At 60.2% G+C, this 22,118-nt stretch carries 17 protein-coding genes and 4 riboswitches; of the genes, 13 read left to right on the forward strand and 4 right to left on the reverse strand.

Annotated features, from left to right (window positions below):
* Nucleotides 1–31: 31 nt before the first annotated feature.
* The 4 genes from AC50YL_RS24225 to gcvT all read right to left on the reverse strand — a co-directional run bounded on the left by AC50YL_RS24225 (nt 32) and on the right by gcvT (nt 5,034).
* The gene (locus AC50YL_RS24225) at nt 32–634 is read right to left on the reverse strand and encodes a TetR/AcrR family transcriptional regulator (RefSeq protein WP_494835351.1); all 603 of its coding nucleotides are present in this window, start codon (nt 632–634) and stop codon (nt 32–34) included.
* A 421-nt stretch (nt 635–1,055) separates the two neighbouring features.
* Nucleotides 1,056–2,561 carry an aminomethyl-transferring glycine dehydrogenase subunit GcvPB gene (gene gcvPB, locus AC50YL_RS24230; RefSeq protein ID WP_494835352.1) on the reverse strand — a complete coding sequence of 502 codons (1,506 nt, stop codon included), beginning with the start codon at nt 2,559–2,561 and terminating at the stop codon, nt 1,056–1,058.
* Nucleotides 2,558–3,916 (reverse strand): aminomethyl-transferring glycine dehydrogenase subunit GcvPA, encoded by a 1,359-nt coding sequence (gcvPA, locus tag AC50YL_RS24235; protein ID WP_494835353.1) that lies wholly within the window; start codon nt 3,914–3,916, stop codon nt 2,558–2,560. Before gcvPA ends, gcvPB begins: the two co-directional genes overlap by 4 nt.
* Nucleotides 3,917–3,921: 5 nt before the next feature.
* The gene (gene gcvT, locus AC50YL_RS24240) at nt 3,922–5,034 is read right to left on the reverse strand and encodes a glycine cleavage system aminomethyltransferase GcvT (RefSeq protein ID WP_494835355.1); all 1,113 of its coding nucleotides are present in this window, start codon (nt 5,032–5,034) and stop codon (nt 3,922–3,924) included.
* A 104-nt stretch (nt 5,035–5,138) separates the two neighbouring features.
* A riboswitch (glycine riboswitch) is annotated at nt 5,139–5,246 on the reverse strand.
* A 3-nt stretch (nt 5,247–5,249) separates the two neighbouring features.
* Nucleotides 5,250–5,352: riboswitch (glycine riboswitch) on the reverse strand.
* Between the two features lie 149 nt (nt 5,353–5,501).
* Nucleotides 5,502–5,627, forward strand: a riboswitch (glycine riboswitch).
* Between the two features lie 204 nt (nt 5,628–5,831).
* Here gcvT and gcvH point away from each other — a divergent pair.
* From gcvH to AC50YL_RS24305, 13 genes are all read left to right on the forward strand, one after another.
* The gene (gcvH, locus tag AC50YL_RS24245) at nt 5,832–6,221 is read left to right on the forward strand and encodes a glycine cleavage system protein GcvH (protein ID WP_494835356.1); all 390 of its coding nucleotides are present in this window, start codon (nt 5,832–5,834) and stop codon (nt 6,219–6,221) included.
* A 22-nt stretch (nt 6,222–6,243) separates the two neighbouring features.
* Nucleotides 6,244–6,915 (forward strand): L-serine ammonia-lyase, iron-sulfur-dependent subunit beta, encoded by a 672-nt coding sequence (sdaAB, locus tag AC50YL_RS24250; protein WP_494835357.1) that lies wholly within the window; start codon nt 6,244–6,246, stop codon nt 6,913–6,915.
* Between the two features lie 13 nt (nt 6,916–6,928).
* Nucleotides 6,929–7,822, forward strand: a complete 894-nt coding sequence (sdaAA, locus tag AC50YL_RS24255) for an L-serine ammonia-lyase, iron-sulfur-dependent, subunit alpha (RefSeq protein WP_494835359.1) — start codon at nt 6,929–6,931, stop codon at nt 7,820–7,822.
* 24 nt (nt 7,823–7,846) lie between these two features.
* Nucleotides 7,847–9,286 carry a dihydrolipoyl dehydrogenase gene (gene lpdA / locus AC50YL_RS24260; protein WP_494835360.1) on the forward strand — a complete coding sequence of 480 codons (1,440 nt, stop codon included), beginning with the start codon at nt 7,847–7,849 and terminating at the stop codon, nt 9,284–9,286.
* 4 nt (nt 9,287–9,290) lie between these two features.
* Complete coding sequence (locus tag AC50YL_RS24265; RefSeq protein ID WP_494835361.1) at nt 9,291–10,235, forward strand: lipoate--protein ligase family protein; 945 nt, start codon at nt 9,291–9,293, stop codon at nt 10,233–10,235.
* 182 nt (nt 10,236–10,417) lie between these two features.
* A riboswitch (purine riboswitch) is annotated at nt 10,418–10,517 on the forward strand.
* A 60-nt stretch (nt 10,518–10,577) separates the two neighbouring features.
* Nucleotides 10,578–11,522 carry a nucleoside hydrolase gene (locus AC50YL_RS24270; protein ID WP_494835362.1) on the forward strand — a complete coding sequence of 315 codons (945 nt, stop codon included), beginning with the start codon at nt 10,578–10,580 and terminating at the stop codon, nt 11,520–11,522.
* A 340-nt stretch (nt 11,523–11,862) separates the two neighbouring features.
* Entirely contained in the window at nt 11,863–14,148 is a 2,286-nt protein-coding gene (locus AC50YL_RS24275) for a helix-turn-helix domain-containing protein (protein ID WP_494835364.1), read from the forward strand.
* Nucleotides 14,149–14,555: 407 nt separating this feature from the next.
* Nucleotides 14,556–15,461: an ABC transporter permease gene (locus AC50YL_RS24280; protein ID WP_494836006.1), complete on the forward strand. Its 906-nt coding sequence runs from the start codon at nt 14,556–14,558 to the stop codon at nt 15,459–15,461.
* Between the two features lie 20 nt (nt 15,462–15,481).
* Nucleotides 15,482–16,411, forward strand: coding sequence for a carbohydrate ABC transporter permease (locus AC50YL_RS24285; RefSeq protein WP_494835365.1), 930 nt, complete (start codon nt 15,482–15,484; stop codon nt 16,409–16,411).
* A 58-nt stretch (nt 16,412–16,469) separates the two neighbouring features.
* The gene (locus AC50YL_RS24290; protein WP_494835366.1) at nt 16,470–18,059 is read left to right on the forward strand and encodes an extracellular solute-binding protein; all 1,590 of its coding nucleotides are present in this window, start codon (nt 16,470–16,472) and stop codon (nt 18,057–18,059) included.
* A 393-nt stretch (nt 18,060–18,452) separates the two neighbouring features.
* On the forward strand, nt 18,453–19,403 hold the full coding sequence (locus tag AC50YL_RS24295) for an ABC transporter permease (RefSeq protein ID WP_494835368.1): 951 nt from the start codon (nt 18,453–18,455) through the stop codon (nt 19,401–19,403).
* Between the two features lie 18 nt (nt 19,404–19,421).
* Nucleotides 19,422–20,297 (forward strand): carbohydrate ABC transporter permease, encoded by an 876-nt coding sequence (locus AC50YL_RS24300; protein ID WP_161744281.1) that lies wholly within the window; start codon nt 19,422–19,424, stop codon nt 20,295–20,297.
* A gap of 30 nt (nt 20,298–20,327) precedes the next feature.
* Complete coding sequence (locus AC50YL_RS24305) at nt 20,328–22,010, forward strand: extracellular solute-binding protein (protein WP_494835369.1); 1,683 nt, start codon at nt 20,328–20,330, stop codon at nt 22,008–22,010.
* Nucleotides 22,011–22,118: the final 108 nt, after the last annotated feature.

Here is a 22,118-nt window from a genome sequence, read left to right on the forward strand (position 1 = left end):
GCGTGAAACCATGACAGGTCATGCAAGTCTTTTAATGAGAAGATAACGCAAGCCCGGTCCAGATCAGCTCCCATACGGAATCGAAATCCCGATCGGTCCGCTCCGCGTTCCATTCCCGCGCGTGCGAGGGATGATGGAACCTCGAGGTGGCGATGAAGATCGCCCGGGCGATCGATTCGGGAAGGCCGGGCTTCAGCTCGCCGGCGGCTATGCCTTCCTCGATGATGGCAGCCATCTGCAGAATCAGGCCGTCGATATGCGTATCGATCATTTCGGAAGCTTCCAAGGTGACGCTCGCATACATCGCGAACAGCTCGGGATCTTCAGCCGCATGCGTCCGTTTGGAGGCGATCAGCGTATCGAGCCACGAGCGGAGCCGTTCGGCCGCGCCGCCGCCTTGACGGAGCCCGGTCGCCTCGGCCAGCGGCTCGGCGATACTCCGCCGCAGCCAGCGCTCCGTCACCGCTTCGCGCAGCGCGGCTTTGCTCGCAAAGTGGCGATAAAGCGTGCCGTGGCTCACCTGAAGCGCCCGCGCCACGTCCACGACGGACGTTTTGTCCGGTCCGTAGCGCTTCAGTACCTGCTCCGCGGCATCGAGTATTTGCTCCTTGTTCAAGGACAGATCGTTCGCCATGCTTTCCTCCGCCTTCCGGTCGTTTTTCTTTACTATAGCAGAACATAATCGTGATAACAATATTGCAACTTTGTTATATGTCATGAGCGGATGCGGAAGCAAGCTTCCAACATAGCCCCGCGCCGGTGCTGGGAGTTATCGAGCATAGCCCCGCGCCGGTGCTGGGAGTCATCGAGCATAGCCCCGCGCCGGTGCTGGGAGTCATCGAGCGGCGCCGCCGCGGCAGCGGGAATGGACGGCAAAAAGCGGCAGTCTCGGACGCCGTAATGCCGTCCAAGCCTGCCGCTATAAGCTGCTGCCTCTATAGTAGACCTCCGAAGGGGGCCCGAACATCCGTCCGGCAATCGTCTAGCAACCACCGTTACATTCTAAATCGCGTTCGACTGCGATCGCCGGAAAACGCCGGACGACATCGGCATCGTTAGCTGCAGGCGCAGTTCAATACCGGCTTGCGCGCCGCCGTCGTCTCGTCCAGCCGGCGTACGACGGTGCCGTAAGGGGCGTTGATGACGAGCTCCGGCGTCGTCCGGGCTTCTTCGGCGATTCGGATCATCGTATCGATGAAGCCGTCGAGCGTTTCTTTGCTTTCCGTCTCGGTCGGTTCGATCATGATGCATTCCTCGACGTTCAGCGGGAAGTAGATGGTCGGCGGATGGTAGCCGAAGTCGAGCAGTCGCTTGGCGACGTCGAGCGTGCGGACGCCGTACTGCTTCAGGCCGCGGCCGGACATGACGAATTCATGCTTGCATACGCCGGGATACGGAATCTCGTAATGGGATGCCAGCCGGTGCATCATGTAATTGGCGTTCAGCACGGCGCATTCGGATACGTGGCGCAGGCCCTCCGGACCGTAGGTACGGATGTACGTATAAGCGCGGACCAGGATGCCGAAATTGCCGTAGTAGGCTTTGACCCGGCCGATGGATTCGGGACGGTCGTAGTCGAAGAAGTACGTGCCGTCCTCGCGGCGGCCGACGATCGGCTTCGGCAGGTACGGAATGAGCTTGCTCTTGACGCCGACGGGACCGGCGCCAGGGCCGCCGCCGCCGTGCGGCGTGCTCATCGTCTTGTGCAGGTTCAAGTGCACGACGTCGAAGCCCATGTCGCCGGGACGGGTGATGCCCATGATGGCATTGGAGTTGGCGCCGTCGTAATAGAGCAGGCCCCCGGCATCGTGGACGATCCGGGCGATCTCCACGATCTGTTCCTCGAACAACCCGAGCGTGCTCGGATTGGTGAGCATGAGCGCGGCGGTGTCGCTGCCGACGGCCGCGCGCAGCGCGTCCAGATCGACCATGCCGCGCGCGTTGGACTTGATGGTGATCGTCTCGAACCCGGCTACGGTGGCGCTCGCCGGATTCGTGCCATGCGAGGAATCCGGGACGATGACCTTGGTCCGTTTGTCTCCGCGGCTTTCGTGATACGCCCGGATCATCATTAGTCCCGTCCACTCGCCGTGGGCGCCGGCGGCCGGCTGCAGCGTCACTTGGTCCATGCCGGTCAGCGCGGCCAGATCGTTCTGCAACGTGTAGAGCAGCTCAAGCGCGCCCTGCAGGCTTTCTTCGGGCTGATAAGGATGGATTTTGGCGAAGCCGCCGAAGCGCGCCGTATCCTCGTTGATTTTCGGATTGTATTTCATCGTGCACGACCCTAGCGGGTAGAAGCCGTTGTCGACGCCGAAGTTGCGGCGGGACAGCTCGGTGTAATGGCGGATCACGTCGACCTCGTACACTTCGGGCAGCTGCGCGGGAATCGTCCGCAGCATCGAAGCGGGAATATACGCCTCCGGCGAAGCTTCCGGAACGTCGCAGGCCGGCAGCGAGTAAGCGACGCGGCCTGGCTTGCTCAGCTCGAAAATAAGCGCTTTTTCCGGTTTCGCGGATGCGGGCAGCAAGGAATCGTTGATAGTATCCGTCGTCTTGGTCATGCCAGTTCCCCCAGTCTGCTTGCGAAGCTTTCGATTTCCGCGCGGGTGCGCTTCTCGGTAACGGCGACGAGCATATGGCCCGCCAGCTCGGGATAAGCCAGCCCAAGGTCGTAGCCGCCGAGCACGCCGGCCTCGAGCAGCTTCAGGTTCAGTTCCTTCACGGACGTGCCTTCCGGCAGCCGGATAACGAATTCATTGAAGAACGGAGCCGGGAACGCCAGCGCGATGCCGGGCTGTTCGGCGAGCCGCGCGGAGGCGTAATGCGCTTTTTGCAGGTTCAGGTTCGCGACGTCCTGCAGCCCCTGCTTGCCCATCGTGGACAGATAAATCGAGGCGCAGAGCGCGAGCAGCGCTTGGTTCGAGCAAATGTTGGAGGTCGCCTTCTCGCGGCGGATATGCTGCTCCCGCGCCTGCAGCGTGAGCACGAAGCCGCGCTTGCCGTCGATGTCGGTCGTTTGCCCGACGATCCGGCCGGGCATCCGCCGCATCAGCGGTTCGGCGACCGCGAAGAAGCCGCAGGTCGGTCCGCCGAGCGATTGCGAGATGCCGAGCGGCTGCGCATCGCCGACGACGATGTCGGCGCCGAGCTTCCCGGGCGCTTCGAGCAGGCCGAGCGAGATCGGGTTGGCGCTGACGACGAACAAGCCTTTCACGCCGTGAATGATCGGCTCGATCGCGGACAGATCCTCCAGGCAGCCGAAGAAATTCGGCGATTGCACGAGGACCGCCGCCGTCTCGGCCGTCACCGCGGCTTGCAATTCGGCGAGGTCGGTTACGCCGTTCGCATGGCCGACTTCGACGATCTCGAGGTTGAGGCCGCGGGCCATCGTGCGGACCGTCTCGCGGGCTTCCGGATGGACGGTGCGGGAGATGACGATTCGGCTGCGCTTGGTCGCGCCGGCCGCCAGCGCGCCGGCCTCCGACAAGGCGGTCACGCCGTCGTACATGCTCGCGTTCGCCACGGCCATGCCGGTCAATTCGCAAATATAGGATTGGAATTCGAAGATCGCCTGCAGTTCGCCTTGGCTGATCTCCGGCTGATAGGGCGTATAGGCGGTGTAAAACTCCGAACGCGAGATCATATGATTAATGACGACGGGAACGTGGTGGTCGTAAATGCCCGCGCCGAGGAAGCTGGCGTAGCTGTCGGTATCGGCGTTGCGCCCGGCGAGCTCCTTCATGTGGGCGAGCAGCGAGAATTCGTCGAGCGAGGCGGACATCGGCAGCACGCCGCGGTAGCGGATCGCCTCGGGAATATCGCGGAAGAGGTCCTCCGTCGACTGGACGCCGACCGTCGCCAGCATGTCGGCTTGGTCTTGCTCGGTCATCGGGATGTAGCGGTGCAGGTTCGTCAAGCGGTTCACTCCTTCGGTAGTCTTTTGTAGAACGGGGCTTTCACGACTTCGGCCTTCAAGCGCTTGCCGCGAATCTCGACCCAAAGCCCGGTGCCGAGCTCGGCGTATTCGGCTTCGATCAAAGCGAGGCCGAGGTTGCGTTTCAGCGTCGGGGATTGGGTGCCGGTCGTGACTTCGCCGATTTGTTTGTCGTTCGCGTACACGGGATAATGGCTGCGCGGGATGCCGCGGTCGATCATCTCGATGCCGACGAGCTTGCGCGGCACGCCTGCCGCCTTCTGCGCGAGCAGTGCCTCGCGGCCGATGAAGCCGTCCTTGCCGAGCTTGACGAAGAAGCCGAGGCCGGCTTCGAGCGGCGAGATGTCCTTCGACAGCTCCTGGCCGTAGAGCGGCAGCCGGGCTTCGAACCGCAGCGTGTCGCGCGCGCCGAGTCCGGCCGGCGCGAGTCCGTGCGCCTCGCCAGCCGCGAACAGCGCTTTCCATGCCTGCTGCGCGTCTTCGGCCGGCGCGTAGATTTCGAAGCCGTCTTCGCCGGTGTATCCGGTTCGGGAGACGAGCGCCTTGACGCCGCCGACGGAGACGCCCGTCGCGAAATGAAACGGCGCCAGCGCCGCGCAATCGAACCCGTCCGCGGCCGCGGCCAAGACAGCGGCCGCCTGCGGACCTTGCAGCGCGAGCAGGGCAAGCGCGTCGGATCGGTTTTCGAGCGTGACGTCGCCGATCAGATGCTCGCGCATCCATTCGAAATCCTTGTCGATGTTGGACGCGTTCACGACGACCATGTAGTGATCGGCCGTGATCCGGTACACGAGCAGATCGTCGACGACGCCTCCGTCCGGGTAGCACATCAGCGTGTATTGCGCCTGCCCGTCGCGCAGCTTGGTTACGTCGTTGGTCGTCAATTGCTGCAGGAAGGCCTCGGAGTATCGTCCGGTGACCAGGAATTCTCCCATGTGGGAGACATCGAACAGGCCGGCTTGTTGGCGAACGGCGTCATGCTCCTTCTGAATGCCGGAGAATTGGACGGGAAGCTCCCAGCCGCCGAAGTCGATGCAGCGCGCTCCGGGATAATCGGCGTAGAGCGGGTAGAGCGGCGTTCTCTTCAGTTCGTTCGTCATGCAATAGACCTCCTCGGGTTAGCGATCACAGCGAAAACGCAAAAAAGAACAGCAGCAAAAAGGCTAACGAAGCAGCATCATTTGCCGCTCGCGTCTTCTCTTTGCTCTGTCCTTTGTACCTGAGAGTTGCCCCGGACACGGCTTGCGCGTCCAGGTTTCCCCTTGGGTGACGGCGCGGAAGCATTCAGGCTTCCCGCACGTTCTCTCCAGAGGTGCGTCCGGCAAAGGTCCTTTTGCCTGAGAGATTCACCCGTGTCAGGTTTACTCCTTCGGCGCCGCCCGCATAGCTTATAGGGCGATCTCTCCCGTTACCATCATCCGCGTATTCGGTTATCATAGTCTACTTATACACGACCGCGGGAGAAAGTGTCAACGACAATTGGGTATTTTAGGTCATTAATTGTTAGCTATATTGACATGGACTTGTCCTCTCCGGTAAGCTAAGCATGTCAAAGTAAATAAGCGGATGACGATGGTCGGGAGAGACCCGGGCGAAGGGCAAGGAAGCAAGTTCGCCGGGCACCGAAGGAGCAAGTCAGCGGCCAGCCAGCCGGCTGATTAATCTCTCAGGTAACAGGAACCGCCATTCGACGCGACTCTGGAGAGAGCGAAAGCCACCAAAGGGGTAACGCGGTCCTGCGACCGCTTAAACTCTCAGGTACCAAGGACAGGGAATTCGGCAGCACGCCGATTCTCTGTCCTTTTTTGCGCTGCGGACGGAAACCGGCGGAGGTTTCGCTGCCTTTACAATAACAACGCACGACATCAAACGAAACGTTAACGGGAGGATGCTGAAGATGAGCGTAATCAAAGCGGGACTTGGGTATTCGGAGGAGCATGAGTGGGCGGAGGCCGGCGGGAGCGGCTTGATCAAGGTCGGCATTACCGATTTCGCGCAGATCCAACTGGGCGATATCGTCTTCGTCGAGTTTCCCGAGGTCGGCGCCGACCTTGAAGCGAATCAGCCGATGGGCTCGATCGAGTCGGTCAAAACGGTCTCCGACCTGTTCAGTCCGGTCACGGGAAAAGTGACGCGGGTCAACGAGGCGCTGCTGGACGCGCCGGAGCTGGTGAATTCCGATCCGTACGGGGAAGGCTGGATCGTCGAGGTCCAAGTGGACGGAGATGCCGCGGACACGGTCAAGGGGCTGCTGAGCGCCGAGCAATACGAGGCGTTCACTTCTTAGAAACGAGCGAACGGGGGCGGGGATGACGATGCGGTTCAAGGACGTGTTCTCGATTATCGGACCGGTCATGGTCGGTCCCTCCAGCTCGCACACCGCCGGCGCGGCGCGCATCGGACGCGTCGCCCGGCAGCTGCTCGGCGACGTGCCGGAGCAGGCGATCGTCATGCTGCACGGGTCCTTCGCGGAGACGTATGCCGGCCACGGCACGGACTTGGCGCTGATCGGCGGACTGCTTGATTTCGCCACGGACGACGCGCGAATTCCGGGCGCTTTCGCGGAGGCGGAAGCTGCGGGCATGCAGGTTCAGTTGCGGCGGGGAACGGGGATGACGCCTCACCCCAATTACGCCGAGATTACGGCGACCCGCGGAGGCAAGACCATCGAAGTGCGCGGCGCCTCGATCGGCGGCGGCAATATCGAGATTCATAAGATCAACGGCTTCGACGCGGGCTGCACCGGCTATTATCCGACGCTCGTCGTCGCGCACGACGACGAGGTCGGCGTGCTGGCCTCCATTACGGGAGCGCTCGGCACGGCCGGCATGAATATCGGCTTCATGCACGTGGACCGCAAAGCGAGAAGCGGCGCGGCGTTGACGGTCGTCGAATGCGACCGGAAGCCCGACCGGCAATTGCGCGAGGCGATTGCCGGCTTGCCTCACGTCGGCTCGGTCTCGATCATCGATTTGAACTAAAGGGGCGGTTGCGATGCGTTTCCGTACGTTGAAGGAGTTATCGGCGATTTGCGCGGAGGAATCGCTGACGATCGGCGAGCTGATGCTTGCCGAACAGGCGAAGGAATCGGGCGAATCGCCGGAGGCCGTCTTCGGGCAAATGGCGAGCTATTACCAAGTCATGAAGGACGCGGTGCGCAAGGGACTCGAAAGCAAATTGTCCTCGCGGAGCGGGCTCGTCGGCGGCGATGGCCGCAAGATGAGCGAGTACGCCGCGCTCGAGGAGCCGTCCGTCGGAGATTGGGCGGGCAAAGCCATGGCGTACGCGCTGGCCGTATCCGAGATCAACGCCTCGATGGGGCGCATCGTGGCTACCCCGACCGCCGGCTCGTGCGGCATTATACCGGGGGTATTCGTCAGCTCGCAGGAGCGGTTCGGCTGGGACGACGACCGGCTCGTGCGGGGGTTGTTCGCCGCGGGCGCGATCGGCTACGTGATCGCCAACAATTCGTTCATCTCCGGCGCGGAGGGCGGATGCCAAGCGGAGGTCGGCTCCGCGATCGGCATGGCGGCGGGCGCGCTGGTCGAGCTTCGCGGCGGCAGTCCCGAGCAAGCGGTGCATGCGGTCGGCTTGGCGCTCAAGAATACGCTCGGCTTGATCTGCGATCCCGTCGCCGGGCTCGTCGAAGTGCCCTGCATTGTCCGTAACGGCCTGGGCGCCGTGAATGCGCTGGCGGCGGCGGATATGGGCCTTGCCGGCGTAAGAAGCGTCATTCCGACGGACGAGGTCATCGGCGTCATGCTCGAGGTCGGTTCCCGAATGCCGGGCGAGCACCGCGAGACCGCGCTCGGCGGGTTGGCGCAGACGCCGACCGGACGCAAGCTGACCGAGCAGATCAAGGCGGCCAGGCCGTCATCGTCCTTATAGCAAACAAGGAAGGGGTCCCGTCTCATGAACAACTACGATATCGTCATCCTGGGCGGCGGTCCGGGCGGCTACGTGGCCGCGATTCGCGCCGCCCAGCTCGGCAAGCGGGTCGCGCTCGTCGAGAAGGATAAGCTTGGCGGCACCTGCCTGCACCGAGGCTGCATTCCGAGCAAAACGCTGCTGCGCAGCGCGGAGCTGTTCGAAACGATGAAGCGCAGCGAAAGCTTCGGCATTCGCGCGGCGGACGTCGCGGTCGATTTCCGCGGCGTGCAGTCGCGCAAGGACGCGATCGTGAAGCAGCTCGAGGTCGGCGTGCAATTCCTGATGAAGAAGAACCGGATCGACGTCTACGCAGGAACGGGCGCGATCGTCGAATGCGCCGAACGCGCTGGTTATAACGGCGTCATCGAGGTGCACGGCGAGGAGAAGGAAGGCGAAGACGCGGGCAGCGACAACGTCGTGCGGATCGGCTATACCGATCTGATCGTTGCAACGGGCTCGCGGCCGCGGCGGATTCCCGGCCTGCCCGCCCACGAGCGCATCATGACGAGCGACGATGCCCTTGCCATGACGGAGCTCCCCGCTTCGATCCTCATCGTGGGGGGCGGCGTGATCGGGGTCGAATGGGCGTCCATGCTCAGCGACTTCGGCGTGCAGGTCGCGATTATCGAAGCGGCGGACCGCCTTGTGCCGACCGAGGACGCCGATGTATCCCGCGAGCTAGGAAGGCTGTTCGCGAAGCGGCGCGTGAAATCGCTGACCGGGGCCAAGCTGCTGGCAGCGGGCATCGCGGCCGACGGCGGCGGGGTATCGGTACAGATCGAGCGCGGCGGCAAAACGGAGATGCTCACGGCCGAGCGGATGCTCGTATCGGTCGGCCGGGCGGCCAATGTCGAAGGCTTCGGCCTGGAACGGACGGCGGCCGTCGTCGAGCGGGGCTTCATTGCCGTCGATGCTTCCATGCGGACGAACGACCCGCATGTCTATGCGATCGGCGACGTGGTCGGCGGTTTGCAGCTTGCCCATGTCGCGAGCCACGAGGGCGTGGTGGCGGTGGAGCGTATTTGCGGCTTGGACGCGCACGCGCCCGATGCCGCATCCGTGCCGAAGTGCATTTACAGCCGGCCCGAGATCGCCAGCGTCGGACTGACGGAGCAGGCTGCCATCGACGGCGGTTATGAGACGAAGGTAGGGAAATTCTCCTTCAAAGCAATCGGCAAAGCGCTCGTATTCGGGGAGTCCGACGGCTTCGTCAAGGTGGTCGCGGATAAGGGGACGGGCGCGATTCTCGGCGTTCATATGATCGGCCCGCACGTGACCGATTTGATCGGCGAGGCCGCGCTGGCGCAGGTCGTGCAGGCGACCTCGATGGAGGTCGGCCGCATGATTCACCCGCATCCGACGTTATCGGAAATCATCGGCGAATCGATGCTGAGCGCGGATCTGCTCGCGCTCGGGATGTAACGCCATGTGGAGATTCGTGCATACGGGCAATCGGTCCCCGGCGGAGAACATGGCGATCGACGAAGCGATGCTGACCGCTCATCGGGAAGGCCTCGTGCCGCCGACGGTACGGTTCTACGGCTGGAATCCGGCGACGCTGTCGATCGGGTATTTCCAGCAGGCGGACAAGGAAGTGGACATGGAGGCCTTGCGCGAACGCGGGCTCGGCTTCGTCCGGCGGGCGACCGGCGGGCGCGCCGTGCTGCATGACCGGGAATTGACGTACAGCATCGTCGTCTCGGAGGATTATCCGGGCATTCCGGCAAGCGTGGCGGAAGCTTACCGCGTGCTGAGCATGGGGCTGCTGATCGGCTTTCGCGAATTGGGACTGGATGCGAAGATGACGGGATTGGACGAGGCGGCGGATGCGGCCGGTTCCGAGGTGCCGTCGTCGCCGATGAATCCGGCGGTCCGCCAAGCGGAATTCTTGACGCCGTCCCCGCTGACGGATTTACCGTCCAGCCACGCGGATATTGCCGGCGCCGCCAGACGCGCGGCGTCCGCGGCCTGCTTCGACGCGCCGTCGAAATACGAGCTGGTCGTCGAGGGCCGCAAGATCGCCGGCAGCGCGCAAATGCGCGCCAAAGGGGTTATCCTGCAGCATGGCTCGATCCTGCTCGAGCTGGATGCGGATCAGCTGTTCGAGGTGCTTCGCTTCGCCGGGCCGGAAGAGAAGGAACGCATGAAGCGGGTGTTCGAGCGCAAAGCCGTGGCGATCAACGCCTGCCTCCGCAAGAAGGAGAGAGCGCCCGTTACGATCGCGCGGCTGGAGCAGGTATTCCGCGCGGGCTTCGCGGAGGGGCTTGGCGTAGAGCTCGCGCCAAGCGGACTCACCGCTTACGAGACGGAGCTGGCCGACCGGCTCGCCAAGGAGAAGTACGCCGCCGACAGCTGGAATTTGCGCCGATAGCCCGGTGCTCTGCGCCGATAACCTGGTGCTTGCACCGATAACCTGGTGCTCGCCTTCAACGCCCGCATTCCACCGGCAATCAGGCGCTTGCGCCAAGCGATCGGATTCCGCCGGCAACCCGGCACCGGTAACGGGCCGACGCGCGCCCGGAAGGATTGACTCTTTGGCGCGCAACTATTATAGTAAAAGCATTCTTACCCATACGTATAACCTCAATAATAGGGTTTGAGGGTCTCTACCAGGAACCGTAAAATCCTGATTACAAAAAGGGCTTTTCTTTTTGTGATCGGGATTTTTTTGCGTGTGCGGAACGGTTGTCCAAATCGAAGGAGGATGAAAGAAGTGAACCATTCGAAAATGATCATCGACGCCGATACCGGGATCGATGACGCGCTGGCGATTTTAGCCGCATTGAAATCGGGCAAAGCCGATCTCGCGGGGATTACGACCGTGTTCGGCAACATTCCCGTGGAGATGGCCACGGACAATACGCTGCGGCTGCTGAAGCTGGCCGGCTTCGAGAACGCGATTCCCGTGAGCCAGGGCGCATCGCGGCCGCTTGCGCGCGGCGTGGAGTTCGCGACGCACGTGCACGGCAAGAACGGCATCGGGGACGTGGAGCTGCCCGCGTCCTCGCAAGCCGCGGTCGAGGAGCCCGCCGATGACTTCATCGTGCGCACGGCCGACGAGCTCGGCGGCGAGCTCGTCATCGTCTCGTTGGGGAGATTGACCAACGTCGCGCAGGCGCTGCGGAAGGATCCGGACCTCCCGTCCAAGGTCAAGCATCTCTATGTCATGGGCGGAGCGGTCCGCGTGCCGGGCAATGTCACGCAGGTGGCCGAAGCCAACATTTGGGGCGATCCCGAGGCTGCCGAGGCCGTCATGCAATCGGGGATGGCGATTACGTTGATCGGCTTGGACGTGACGATGCGCACCCTCTTGCATCAATCCGACCTGGATCGGCTGCAGCGGACCTGCAAGCCGGAGAATCGCGCCGTCGCCGATTTCATCAACCGGTCGATGCAGTATTATTTCGAGTTTTACCGCCAGTCCAACGGCTTCGAGGCCTGCGCGCCGCTGCATGATCCGCTGACGGTGCTGGCCGCGATCGAGCCGGGACTCGTCGCGACGGAATCGATGCGGCTGTCGGTCGAATGCGAGGGCCGGCACTGCATCGGCATGACGGTGGCGGATCTGCGGAACCGGCCGGCTGTCGGCCAGCCCGTGCAGGTTGGCGTGGAAGTCGACGCCGAGCGCGCGGTCAACGCGTTAATGGCGATTTTTTGATCGCCGCCCACAGGCAAGGAAATGGCCGATATCGCCTTCATGAGGCGATGTCGGCTATTTTTGCCATACTTAATCATTCATCGTATTAATGAATGGAGGCAGCGGCGGAAAACGGTCTTCCCTTTCTTGATCCGGCATGTAAAAATGAACATGACAGGCTGGCCTGGAAATGAAAGCGCTTCTAGGGAAACGATCCGTCATCGCTTATTTATATCAAACAGCTGGATTGAAATGTTAATTGCCTCTATAATAATGTTGTAAACGAACATATATATGTTCATAACAATAACCCCCCCGCATTCAGAACGGCTACCACGATAAACAGGAGGCTCGGATCCGCATGCAACATCCCATCATGCGACGGCTGCGATCGGCCGCAGCGTTCAACCGCTATCTCCCCAGACAGCTGCATATCCGGATATTCCTCGGACTGACCTTGCTGTTTATGCTGGTCTCCGTGCCGTTCGTCTTCCTTATGGCGAACCAGTTCTCCCGTTACGCGATGAAACAGATCGACACCGTGAACGAAGCGGAGATCACGCATTCGCGGGACAACGCGGCCTTTATTTTCAATAAACTGATCGGATACGGCTTCACCATGTACGCGGATAAGAGCATCCAAGCCTGGATATCGGCCGATTCGGAGACGCAGGAAGCCCAAGTCGAGGCGCTGGCCGCGGGAACCAAATACATGACGACCGAGCCGTATCTGGCGGACGCCTACTTGATCAACATGCGGACGGCGCATGTCATCGACCTGAAGTCGGGCCTCTTCGCGTTCGGAGCGTTCGCGGACCAGGATATGCTGGCGTTGGCGAAGCAGCCGCAGCCATCCTATCAACGCTTCTTCGTCCACCCGTCGGGCGACGGGCGGCAGCTGGCGCTCATGATCCCGATGGTGCCTTCCGGACAGCCGTCCTACGGGTACCTGGTTCTGCTGCTGAACGACGAGTTGATGAAGCAATATTTGCTGAAGGGCAACGCGAACGCTGGCTTCACGTCGTTCATCCTCGACAACGACGGCAACGTGATGCTCGGGTCGCCCGACGCGTCGGTGCCTTATGCGGAGCTGGCTGCCAAGGCGGCGGCCCAAGCGGACTCCGGGAACTACACGATCGATTACGACAAGGAATCGTGGTCGGTGCAGTACGCGCTCATCGAGCCGCAGGGCTGGACGATGTTCCAGATGGCGAAGCTCGAAGGCATTCGCGCGGACTTCCATGCGTTCCTGACGAAGATGATGGTCTTCATCGCCGGCATGGTCGTGCTGCTGCTCGCGATCCTCTTCTGGAACTCCCGGCGAACCTATAAGCCGTTTTCCTTGCTGGCCGATCAATTGCAGACGAAATTCGGGGGGGCGCTCAAGAGCGGGCACAGCGAAGGCCCGCTGGACGAGCATCGCGTCATCCGGTACGGCATCGAGATGCTGGAGGACCGGATGGTTCGGCTCGACGCTTCCATGCGCGAGCACCGGAACGTCATCAAGATGGAATACCTGCGGCAGTGGATCCTGCAGGGCAAGCTGATCTCGCCGGTCGAGAAATATCTCCGCGAGCATACCGGCCTGTTCGATTACGAGGGGCTCTACTTAAGCGTGATTCGGATTAACGCCTACAGCGCGTTCCAGGACAAGTACGACTTCGCGTCCAGAAAATTGATGAAGTACGCGATGGGCAACATCGCCGAGGAGATCATCCGCCCAAGCGGGCATGCGGAAGCCGTGGATCTGGGCAGCGACCACCTCGCCCTATTGATCTCCTGCCCGGCTTCGTCCCCCGATCTCGTAACCGGCCTGCTGGAGAACGTGAAGGAACAGATCCGGCAATGGGTCAACGTTCCGGTGACGGTATCCGTGAGCGGCCGACTGGAATTCGGCGAGGACATCCGCGCGACGTACCAGCATATCCAGGAATTGACGATGCTCCGCTTCGTCTCCGGCGAAGACAAGATTTTTCTCGAGCGCGATTTCGAGGCCTACATGCGCAGCGTGCAGCCGCTGGCCGACGATAACCTGCTGGACGAGCTGATCATGAAGGTCAGAACGGGCAAGGGCGAGGAAGTGTCGGCGATTCTGGATCAAATCTTCGTGCATATGCAGGCGATGCGTTACGCGCAAAGTAAATTTCAGCTCTCGCTCATGCTCTACACGCTGTTCAAGACCTTCAACAAGCTGCCCTCCGTGGAATCCGTGGACGGCATCGAGCATATCCTGGAGTCCTTCGATACGCTCGGCGGCATCCGGGGCTGGCTGGAAGGCGAGCTGCTCGGCATCATCGACGATCTAAGCAACAAGAAAGGGGCGAGCCGCCGCGACGAGATCGTGTCGGAGATCGTCGATTACGTGAAGACGCATCTGCACGATGCGATGCTCACGATCGAGGAAATCGCCGAGCATGTCTCGCTGTCGACCCGCTATACGCGCCAGCTGTTCAAGGAAGCGTTCGACGTGACGCTGTCGGATTACATCCTGCAGGAGCGGATCGCCAAGGTGAAGGAGCTGCTCGCCTCGACCGATTGGACGGTGACGGATATCGGGGAACGGGCCGGGTTCCAGACGAAGAGCCACTTTTTCACGGTGTTCAAAAAGGCGACGGGCATGACGCCGAGCCAGTACCGGGACAAATAATCGCGAATAGGCAGGAAGAAAGGAAGAGGCTGTCTTCAAGGTCCGAACGGACCTTGGGGACGGCCTTTTTTGGTTTGGCCTCGTCAGGCGAAGGATTCCGGTCGGCCGATGTGACCAGACGCATTTTCGTCTACCGGGGTCCGTCAAGACGGTAATCGGACGCCTGAGCGGCGCATCTCCGGACTGTAAACCCGATATTTCGGCGGGTTTCCTGTACGGAAACCCGTATTACCGGCCGATTTCCGCATTGCGAACCCGGCCGCCGGATCGAGAACCTTGACTGCGCGCGGCTTCCGGCGCCGATCTCCGTTATTAGAACTATACAGACCGGACGCGCGAATCTTAAGCTTGGTCGTAGCACAAGAATACCGCGAACGGCAGGAAAGGAGACCAACGCCCAAGTGTCCATGATCAGAGAGATCACGAAGAACAAATATTTATACGCGCTGGCTTTGCCCGGCCTCTTGTTTCTCATCGTATTCGCCTACGTGCCGATGGCCGGACATTTGATCGCCTTCAAGCAGTATCGGCTCGCCGACGGCATCTGGGGCAGCAAATGGGTCGGGTTCGACAATTTCAAGTTCTTCTTCATGAGCAGCGATTGGTACAAGGTCACGTTCAATACGATCTTCCTTAACGGACTGTTTATCGTCTGCGGCCTCGGCCTCGCGCTGCTGCTGGCGATCCTCCTGAACGAGATCCGGAGCATGCTCTTCAAGAAAATCGCCCAATCGTTCGTATTCATGCCGTACTTCATCTCCTGGCTCGTCGTCAGCATGATGGTGTTCGCGTTCCTCAACACGACGGAGGGCATCCTGAACCGGACGCTGATCGCGAATGGCCTGGACGGACAGAACTGGTATCTGAAGCCCGGCATATGGCCGGCAATCCTGACGATCATCTATGTCTGGAAGTTCGCGGGCTACTACTCCATCATCTTCCTGGCCGCGATCACGGGCATATCGGGCGATTATTACGAGAGCGCGCGAATCGACGGAGCGACCCGGTTTCAGCAAATCATCCATATTACGATTCCTTTGATCCGCAACGTGTTGATCGTATTGGCCTTGCTCGGGATCGGGCGGATTTTCTACGGCGACTTCGGCATGATTTACGGCATCGTGGGCGACACCGCACCGCTCTATCCGACGACCGACGTCATCGATACGTATTCGTACCGGGCGCTCCGGCAGCTGGGCGACTTCAGCAAATCGTCCGCCGTCATCATGTACCAGTCGGTCATGGGACTCGTCACGATCGTCATCTTCAACGCGATCGCCAAGAAAATCGACAAGGATTCCGGTTTATTCTGAGAAAACGGGTAGGTGCTCACATGGAAAGCTCGATTCAACAAGTCCGTTCCGGCAAAGCGATCAAGATCAGGACCGACCGCTCCTTGTCCGAGAAGGCGTTTGTCCTCTTCATCTACGCGTTCTGCGGCGCGTTCGCCCTGGCCTGCTTTATTCCGTTCTGGTTGGTGTTCATCAATTCGTTCGCCGCGGAGTCGGCCATCAAGACGCACGGCTACCAGCTGATTCCGAAGGAATTGTCCCTGAACGCCTATCAATACGTCCTGCACGGCAAGCAGATCGCAAGCAGCTATCTCGTGTCCACGACCGTAACCGTGGCAGGCACCGTACTGGCCGTGCTCATCACCGCGATGTACGCTTACGTGCTGGCCCATCCCAAAGTAAAGTACCGCAACGTGCTGTCCTTCTTGACCTATTTCACCATGATTTTCGGGGCGGGCCTGGTCGGGTTCTATATTCTCATCGCCAATTGGCTGCATCTGAAGGACTCGCTATGGGCGCTTATTCTGCCCTATATGCTGAACCCGTTCTTCGCCTTCATCATGGTGTCCTTCTTCCGGACGCTGCCATATGAGATCAACGAGGCGGCGACGGTCGACGGCGCCAACGACATGAAGATTTTCTTCCGGATCATCCTGCCGATCTCGAAGCCGGTTATTGCGACCGTGGGCTTGTTCTACGCGCTGCAGTATTGGAACGACTTTTTCCTGGCGCTCTTGTTCATCGACAATTACAAGCTGCATCCGCTGCAGATGATGATTCGCCAGTTGATCTCGAACATCAACATGAGCGCCTACGTCGGCGGCAGCCAGACGACCTACACCCAGCCGCTGCCTACGTACGGCGTGCAGTTGGCGACCGTCTGCCTGACGATCGGACCTATTATTTTCTTGTATCCGTTCATTCAGCGTTTTTTCGTCAAGGGGATTACAATCGGCGCGCTGAAAGGGTAGTCTTAACCCGGAGACCATCCGGTTGAGAATAGAACCACATCCATTAGGAGGTCACAGAATGAGAAAAAGAGGGTTAGTGTTTGCGACGACTGTCATGCTGCTGCTGGCGGTGCTGGTCGGCTGCAGCTCCAACAACAAGGCGAACGAACCGGCGAACGCGGCGAACGGCGCCGAGGGCAATGCGGCTCCGCCGGCGGAGGAAACGTCAGGCGGGGAAGCGGCGGCCAAGCTGGATCCGGTCACGCTCAAAATCATCATGCCGGGCGACCGTCCGGCCGACATGGATCTCGTCATCCAGGAGGCCGAGAAGCGGATGGCGGATACGCTCAACGTCAAGCTCGACGTCGTATTCGTGCCGTTTTCCGACTTGGCGCAGAAAACGCAGGTCATGCTCGCATCCGGCGAAAACGTCGATCTGATCTTCGACGCGCCGTGGCTGCACATGGACCAGATGATCAGCGCGGGCTACTACGAGCCGATGGACGATTTGCTGGCCCAATACGGCCAAGACGCCATCAACGTCCGTTCCCAGCAAATGCTGGATGCCAATAAGTTCCAAGGCAAAATCTATGCGCTCCCATTGGGCAATAACCATCTGGCAGGCAGAACGTACCTGGTCCGCAAGGATATCCGGGAAAAACTCGGCGTGCCGCCGATCAAGAGCTATGAGGATTTGATCAACTTCGCTTACAAAGTGAAGGAGAACGAGAAAGACATCATTCCGCTGATGGCTTACGGCCAATCCGGGTCGAAGGATATCGCTTGGGGCGCGTTCAGAGCGTTCATGGAATACGATCCGCAGTATCTGAGAACGGATGCGCTGGGACAAAGTCTCGTCTTGTATTACAAGAACAACGACGGCAAGGTCTACAACCTGTTTGACACGATGGAGCCAAAAATCTGGTCCTGGATCGAGGATGCCAGAAAGCTCTATACGGACGGACTCATTCATCCCGATATTCTCGCGATCAAGGACGTCGATTCCGTCATCAATTCCGGCAAGGTCGCCGTAGCCGTATACAACGAATTCGGCGTACCGTCCAGCTTGAACACCGCTCTTGCGCAAAACGTTCCCGGTGCCGAGCTCGAGGCCGTTACCTTCATCCAAATGGAGAAGGGCAAGAACATCACCAACTTCAAGCAGGCGAATTTCCAAGCGATTCCGAAGGTCAGCAAGAACAAGGAGCGCGCCATGATGTTCCTGAACTGGACGGCCCAGAAGGACAACTACGACCTGCTCGCCTACGGCATCGAAGGCAAGAATTACGAGAAGGTCGGCGACGATCAATACAAGCAGATCGGGAACGGCTACTCCTATTTCCCGTATGCCTGGGTCTGGAATCCGACGCTCGACCGTCTCAACGCCGGCTTCGACGAGGAGACGATCAAGCACTACCAGTTCAACAAAGACGCGGATAATTTGGTCCCGAGCATCCTGACCGGCTTCTCGTTCGACCCGACTCCCGTCACGAACGAAATATCGCTCTACAATGCGACCGAGGACAAATATTACAACGCCTTGTTCGACGGCGTCGTCGACCCCGACGAGACATGGGCGAAGTTCAAGAAGGAAGCCGAAGGCAACGCCAAGAAGATCCAGGTCGAGCTGCAGAAGCAGATCGACGCCTTCCTCGCGGCTAAAAAATAAGCGCCATGCCGATTAGGCTCGAAGGCTTCGCGCATCGAAGCAACCGGCGTTTATTAACGGTCGCAATCGTAAACGGGCTTAAATAACCATCGCGGCAACGGCGGGCATTCGGCAGCTTCTGGCACCGGGTGTCCGCTTGTTTTTGGCATGCCCGCACCGTAGCCCGCAGCAGCGTCAAGCCGGCGGCTTGCCCGTCGTCCCGGCACTCGCTCGCGATTGCCTAACCCGGCCAAGAATGGGAGATTACCGGTCTGCGGCGCCATGCGACTTTTACCGGGTAATATCGTCCTTCGCTCCGGTTTTGCCTGCCGCCGATATCCGGTAAGCTTACGAATGTAAGCACTTACTTCCTAAAAAGGCGGGGCTAGAGAGAAACGATCGGAGGAGGAAAAGATGGAATTGGCCACTGTGAAAATCGCCAAGGAGAGGAGGCTGGCGCAGGGAAAAACGTTCAAGCGGATATGGAGATTCAGATGGCTGTATGCCTTGCTCCTTCCCGCCCTGGCTTGGGTCGTGCTGTTCGATTACCTGCCGCTCTACGGCATCAGCATCGCGTTCACCGATTACAACGTCATTCAAGGCTTCTCCGGCAGCGCCTGGGCGGGACTGAAATACTTCCGGATGCTGTTCGAATCCGAGATGTTCCGCAACGCCTTCGTCAACACGCTGATCATCAGCCTGTACAAGATGGTAAGCGGCTTCATCTGCCCGATCCTGCTGGCGCTGTCGCTGAACGAGATCCGCGCCAAGTGGTTCAAGAAGACGCTGCAGACGGCGGTATACCTGCCGAGGTTCGTGTCCTGGGTCGTGTATGGCGGGATCATCACTATCCTGCTCTCGCCCGAGACCGGCATCATCAACAAGGTCATCGAGCTGTTCGGCGGGAAGCCGGCTTACCTGCTCGTCGAGCCCGCGTATTTCCGGACCATCCTCGTGGCGACCGATGCCCTGAAGGAGATGGGCTGGGCGGCCATCATCTACATCGCGGCCATCGCCGGGCTCAACCCGGAGGTATACGAAGCGGCCATCGTGGACGGCGCGTCGCGGTTTCGCCGGATCATCCACGTGACGCTGCCGGGGATCGCAAGCACGATCGTCGTCATCTTCATCCTCCGGGTCGGCTACCTGATGAGCGCCGGCTTGGATCAAGTCATCAACCTGTACAACCCGATGGTATTCGAGGTCGGGGACATCCTCGACACCTATATCTACCGGGTCGGCATCGAACAGTTCAGTCTGAGCCTTGCGGCGGCGGCGGACGTCATCAAAGGGATCATCGGACTCGCGCTGGTGCTGGTCGCCAATCATATTGCCAAGCGGATCAATGATTCCGGCATTTTCTGACAAAGGGGAATCGGACCGATGAAGCTTACGAAAGGCGAAACCGCATTCGTCGCCACCAATTACGTCGTGCTCACGATCTTGACCATCATCATCATCATCCCGTTCTGGTACGTCATCTCCGTCTCGGTCACGCCGTACTCGATCTTTAGCGCCAAGGACGGCCTGGTGCTGTTCCCGTCCTCGCTCAGCTTCGACTACTATGCGTATCTGCTGAAGAAGGGCTCCTTGATCTACGGCTCGTACGGGGTCACGCTTCGCAACACGGCGGCCGGCGTCCTGCTGGCGCTGGTGCTCACCGCGGGCTCGGCGTACGCGCTGGCCGAGAAGCGGCTGCCGGGCAGACGGATCATCATGCTGGTCTTCGTTTTCACGATGCTGTTCAAGGGCGGGCTGATCCCGACCTACGTCACGGTCAAGAACCTGGGCCTGCTGAACACCGATTACGTGCTGATCCTGGTCATGGCCTTCAGCGCGTTCAACATGATCATCATGAAATCCTTCTTCGAAGGCATCCCGGAGAGCCTGCGGGAATCCGCCGCCATCGACGGCGCGTCCGAGATCCGCATCCTGGGCTCGGTGGTCCTGCCGATCTCGCTGCCGGTAATCGCCTCGGTCGGCCTGCTCTACATGGTCACCTACTGGAACGACTTCTTCAATGCGCTGCTCTACGTGACGGACTGGCACAAAGCGCCGGTGCAGCTCATACTGCGAACGATCATCGCCAGCTCCAGCCTGCCGCCGGAGCTGCTCGAAGCGGCGGGCAGCAAGCCGCCGCCGGCGGTCGGCATCCAGATGGCCGCCATCGTCATCGTCGCTTTGCCCATGCTGATCATCTATCCGCTCATCCAGCGGTACTTCGAGCAAGGGATGCTGATCGGCTCGGTCAAAGGCTAATCAAGCACATATAAAGGGGACGAAAACGACATGTCAAAACGAATCAAAAGCATGAGCTACGGCGCCGTCGCGGCGCTGATGCTCGGAACGTTCGCGCTTGCCGGATGCGGCAGCAACAACGATACGGCGGGGAACGCAAACGCGAATAAACCGGCCGAGGGCAATGCGGCGGAGACGACGGAGGCGTCGACGAACGGCAATGCGGCGGCGGCCCCGCCGGCGGAGGATACCCAGCCCTACGAGCTGAAATGGCTGAAGGCCCAGGATATTTCCCTGCCGTACGACGCTTCGAAGGATGCCGTCAAGCAGGCGATCGAGCAGAAGCTGAACATCAAGATCGTGCCCGAGATGGTCGACGTTCAGCAGTACAAGACGAAGCTCAACCTGAAAATGTCTAGCGGAGAGATTCCAGACGTGACGCGCATCGATTTCGCCGACGACTTCCAGAAGTACGCGCAGCAGGGGGCATTCGTCGACCTGACCGACATGATCAACCCGGCGGATACGCCGAACATCCTGCGCGAAGTGTCGCCCGAGGTGTTCGAGCAGGCGAAGGTGAACGGCAAGATTTACGGCATTCCGTACCAGGGCGGCCCGGGAGCCGGCTATCGCTGGGACCTCGTCATGCGCAAGGATTACATCGACGCGGTCGGCGCCACGGTGCCGAAGACGCTTGACGAGTACTATAACTTGCTGAAGAAGATCAAAGCCGAGAAGCCGGACGTCATCCCGCTCGGCGGGTACACGGCGCAGATCGGCGAGGTCAAATTCGCCAACAACTCCTTCGACAACATCTTCGGCGCCTTCGGCGTAACGCCGGGGTATTTCACCCAGAAAGACGGCAAATTCAGCAGCTACGACATCGATCCCAAGATGAGAGAAGCGCTGTTGTTCCTGCAGAAGATGTACGGCGAAGGACTCATCGACAAGGAATTCGCGACGATCAAGGAAGAGCAGCTGAGAGCGAAGCTGTACAGCGGCAAACTGTTCTCCTGGATGGGCTGGTGGTCCACCGCGAGCGACTACGACACGCAGATCGAGACCAATGAACTGATCAAGAGCGGCAAGCTGGCGGCGGACGGAACGCTGCCGAACCAAGCCGAGCAGCCGTATAAATATTTGGCGTTAACCGACTCGCTGGTCGGTCCTGACGGCACGGCGGTCGCGCCGACGGGCGCTCCGTTCTCCCAGATGAACGCCATCAGCGCCAAAACGAAGGATCCGAAAAAAGTGCTGCAAATCATCGAGGATTCGCTGGCGCCGGAGAACGAGCTGCTGACCGTATGGGGCATCGAGGGCGAGGATTACAATATCGTCGACGGCAAGCTGAAGACGAATCCGACCTTCGTCGATCCGAAGACGCAGCAGGACAAGAACGGAAACTTCCGCGGCATCCAAAGCTATCTGTTCGCGCCGGGTCTGAACGGCTGGCCGCGTTACCTGGAGTCGCTGCCGCTGCGGTTCTCCGAATCGCTCGGCGTCGCCATCAACAATAAATTCCAGATCGCCGACGCGTCCAACTACCTCGAATCCCCGACGAAAATCGCCAAGATGGTCGAGCTGAACACGATGCGCGATTCGGTATTCACGCAAATCATCATGGGCGGGGATATCGGCAAATTCGACGACTTCGTGAAGAAGTGGAAATCGCAGGGCGGCGATCAAATCATCGGCGAGCTCGAGGCGTCCTTTCAGAAGAAAGCGGGCAAGTAAGCTGAGCGAGACGGCCGCGGCAAGCTGGCCGTCGAATCAATCGAGCAGGTAAGTCGGTTAAGCAAGGTAATCAATCAAGCTGTTAAGTCGGTTAAGCAACAAGGTCAA

The organism is Paenibacillus sp. J22P277 (assembly GCF_059383675.1).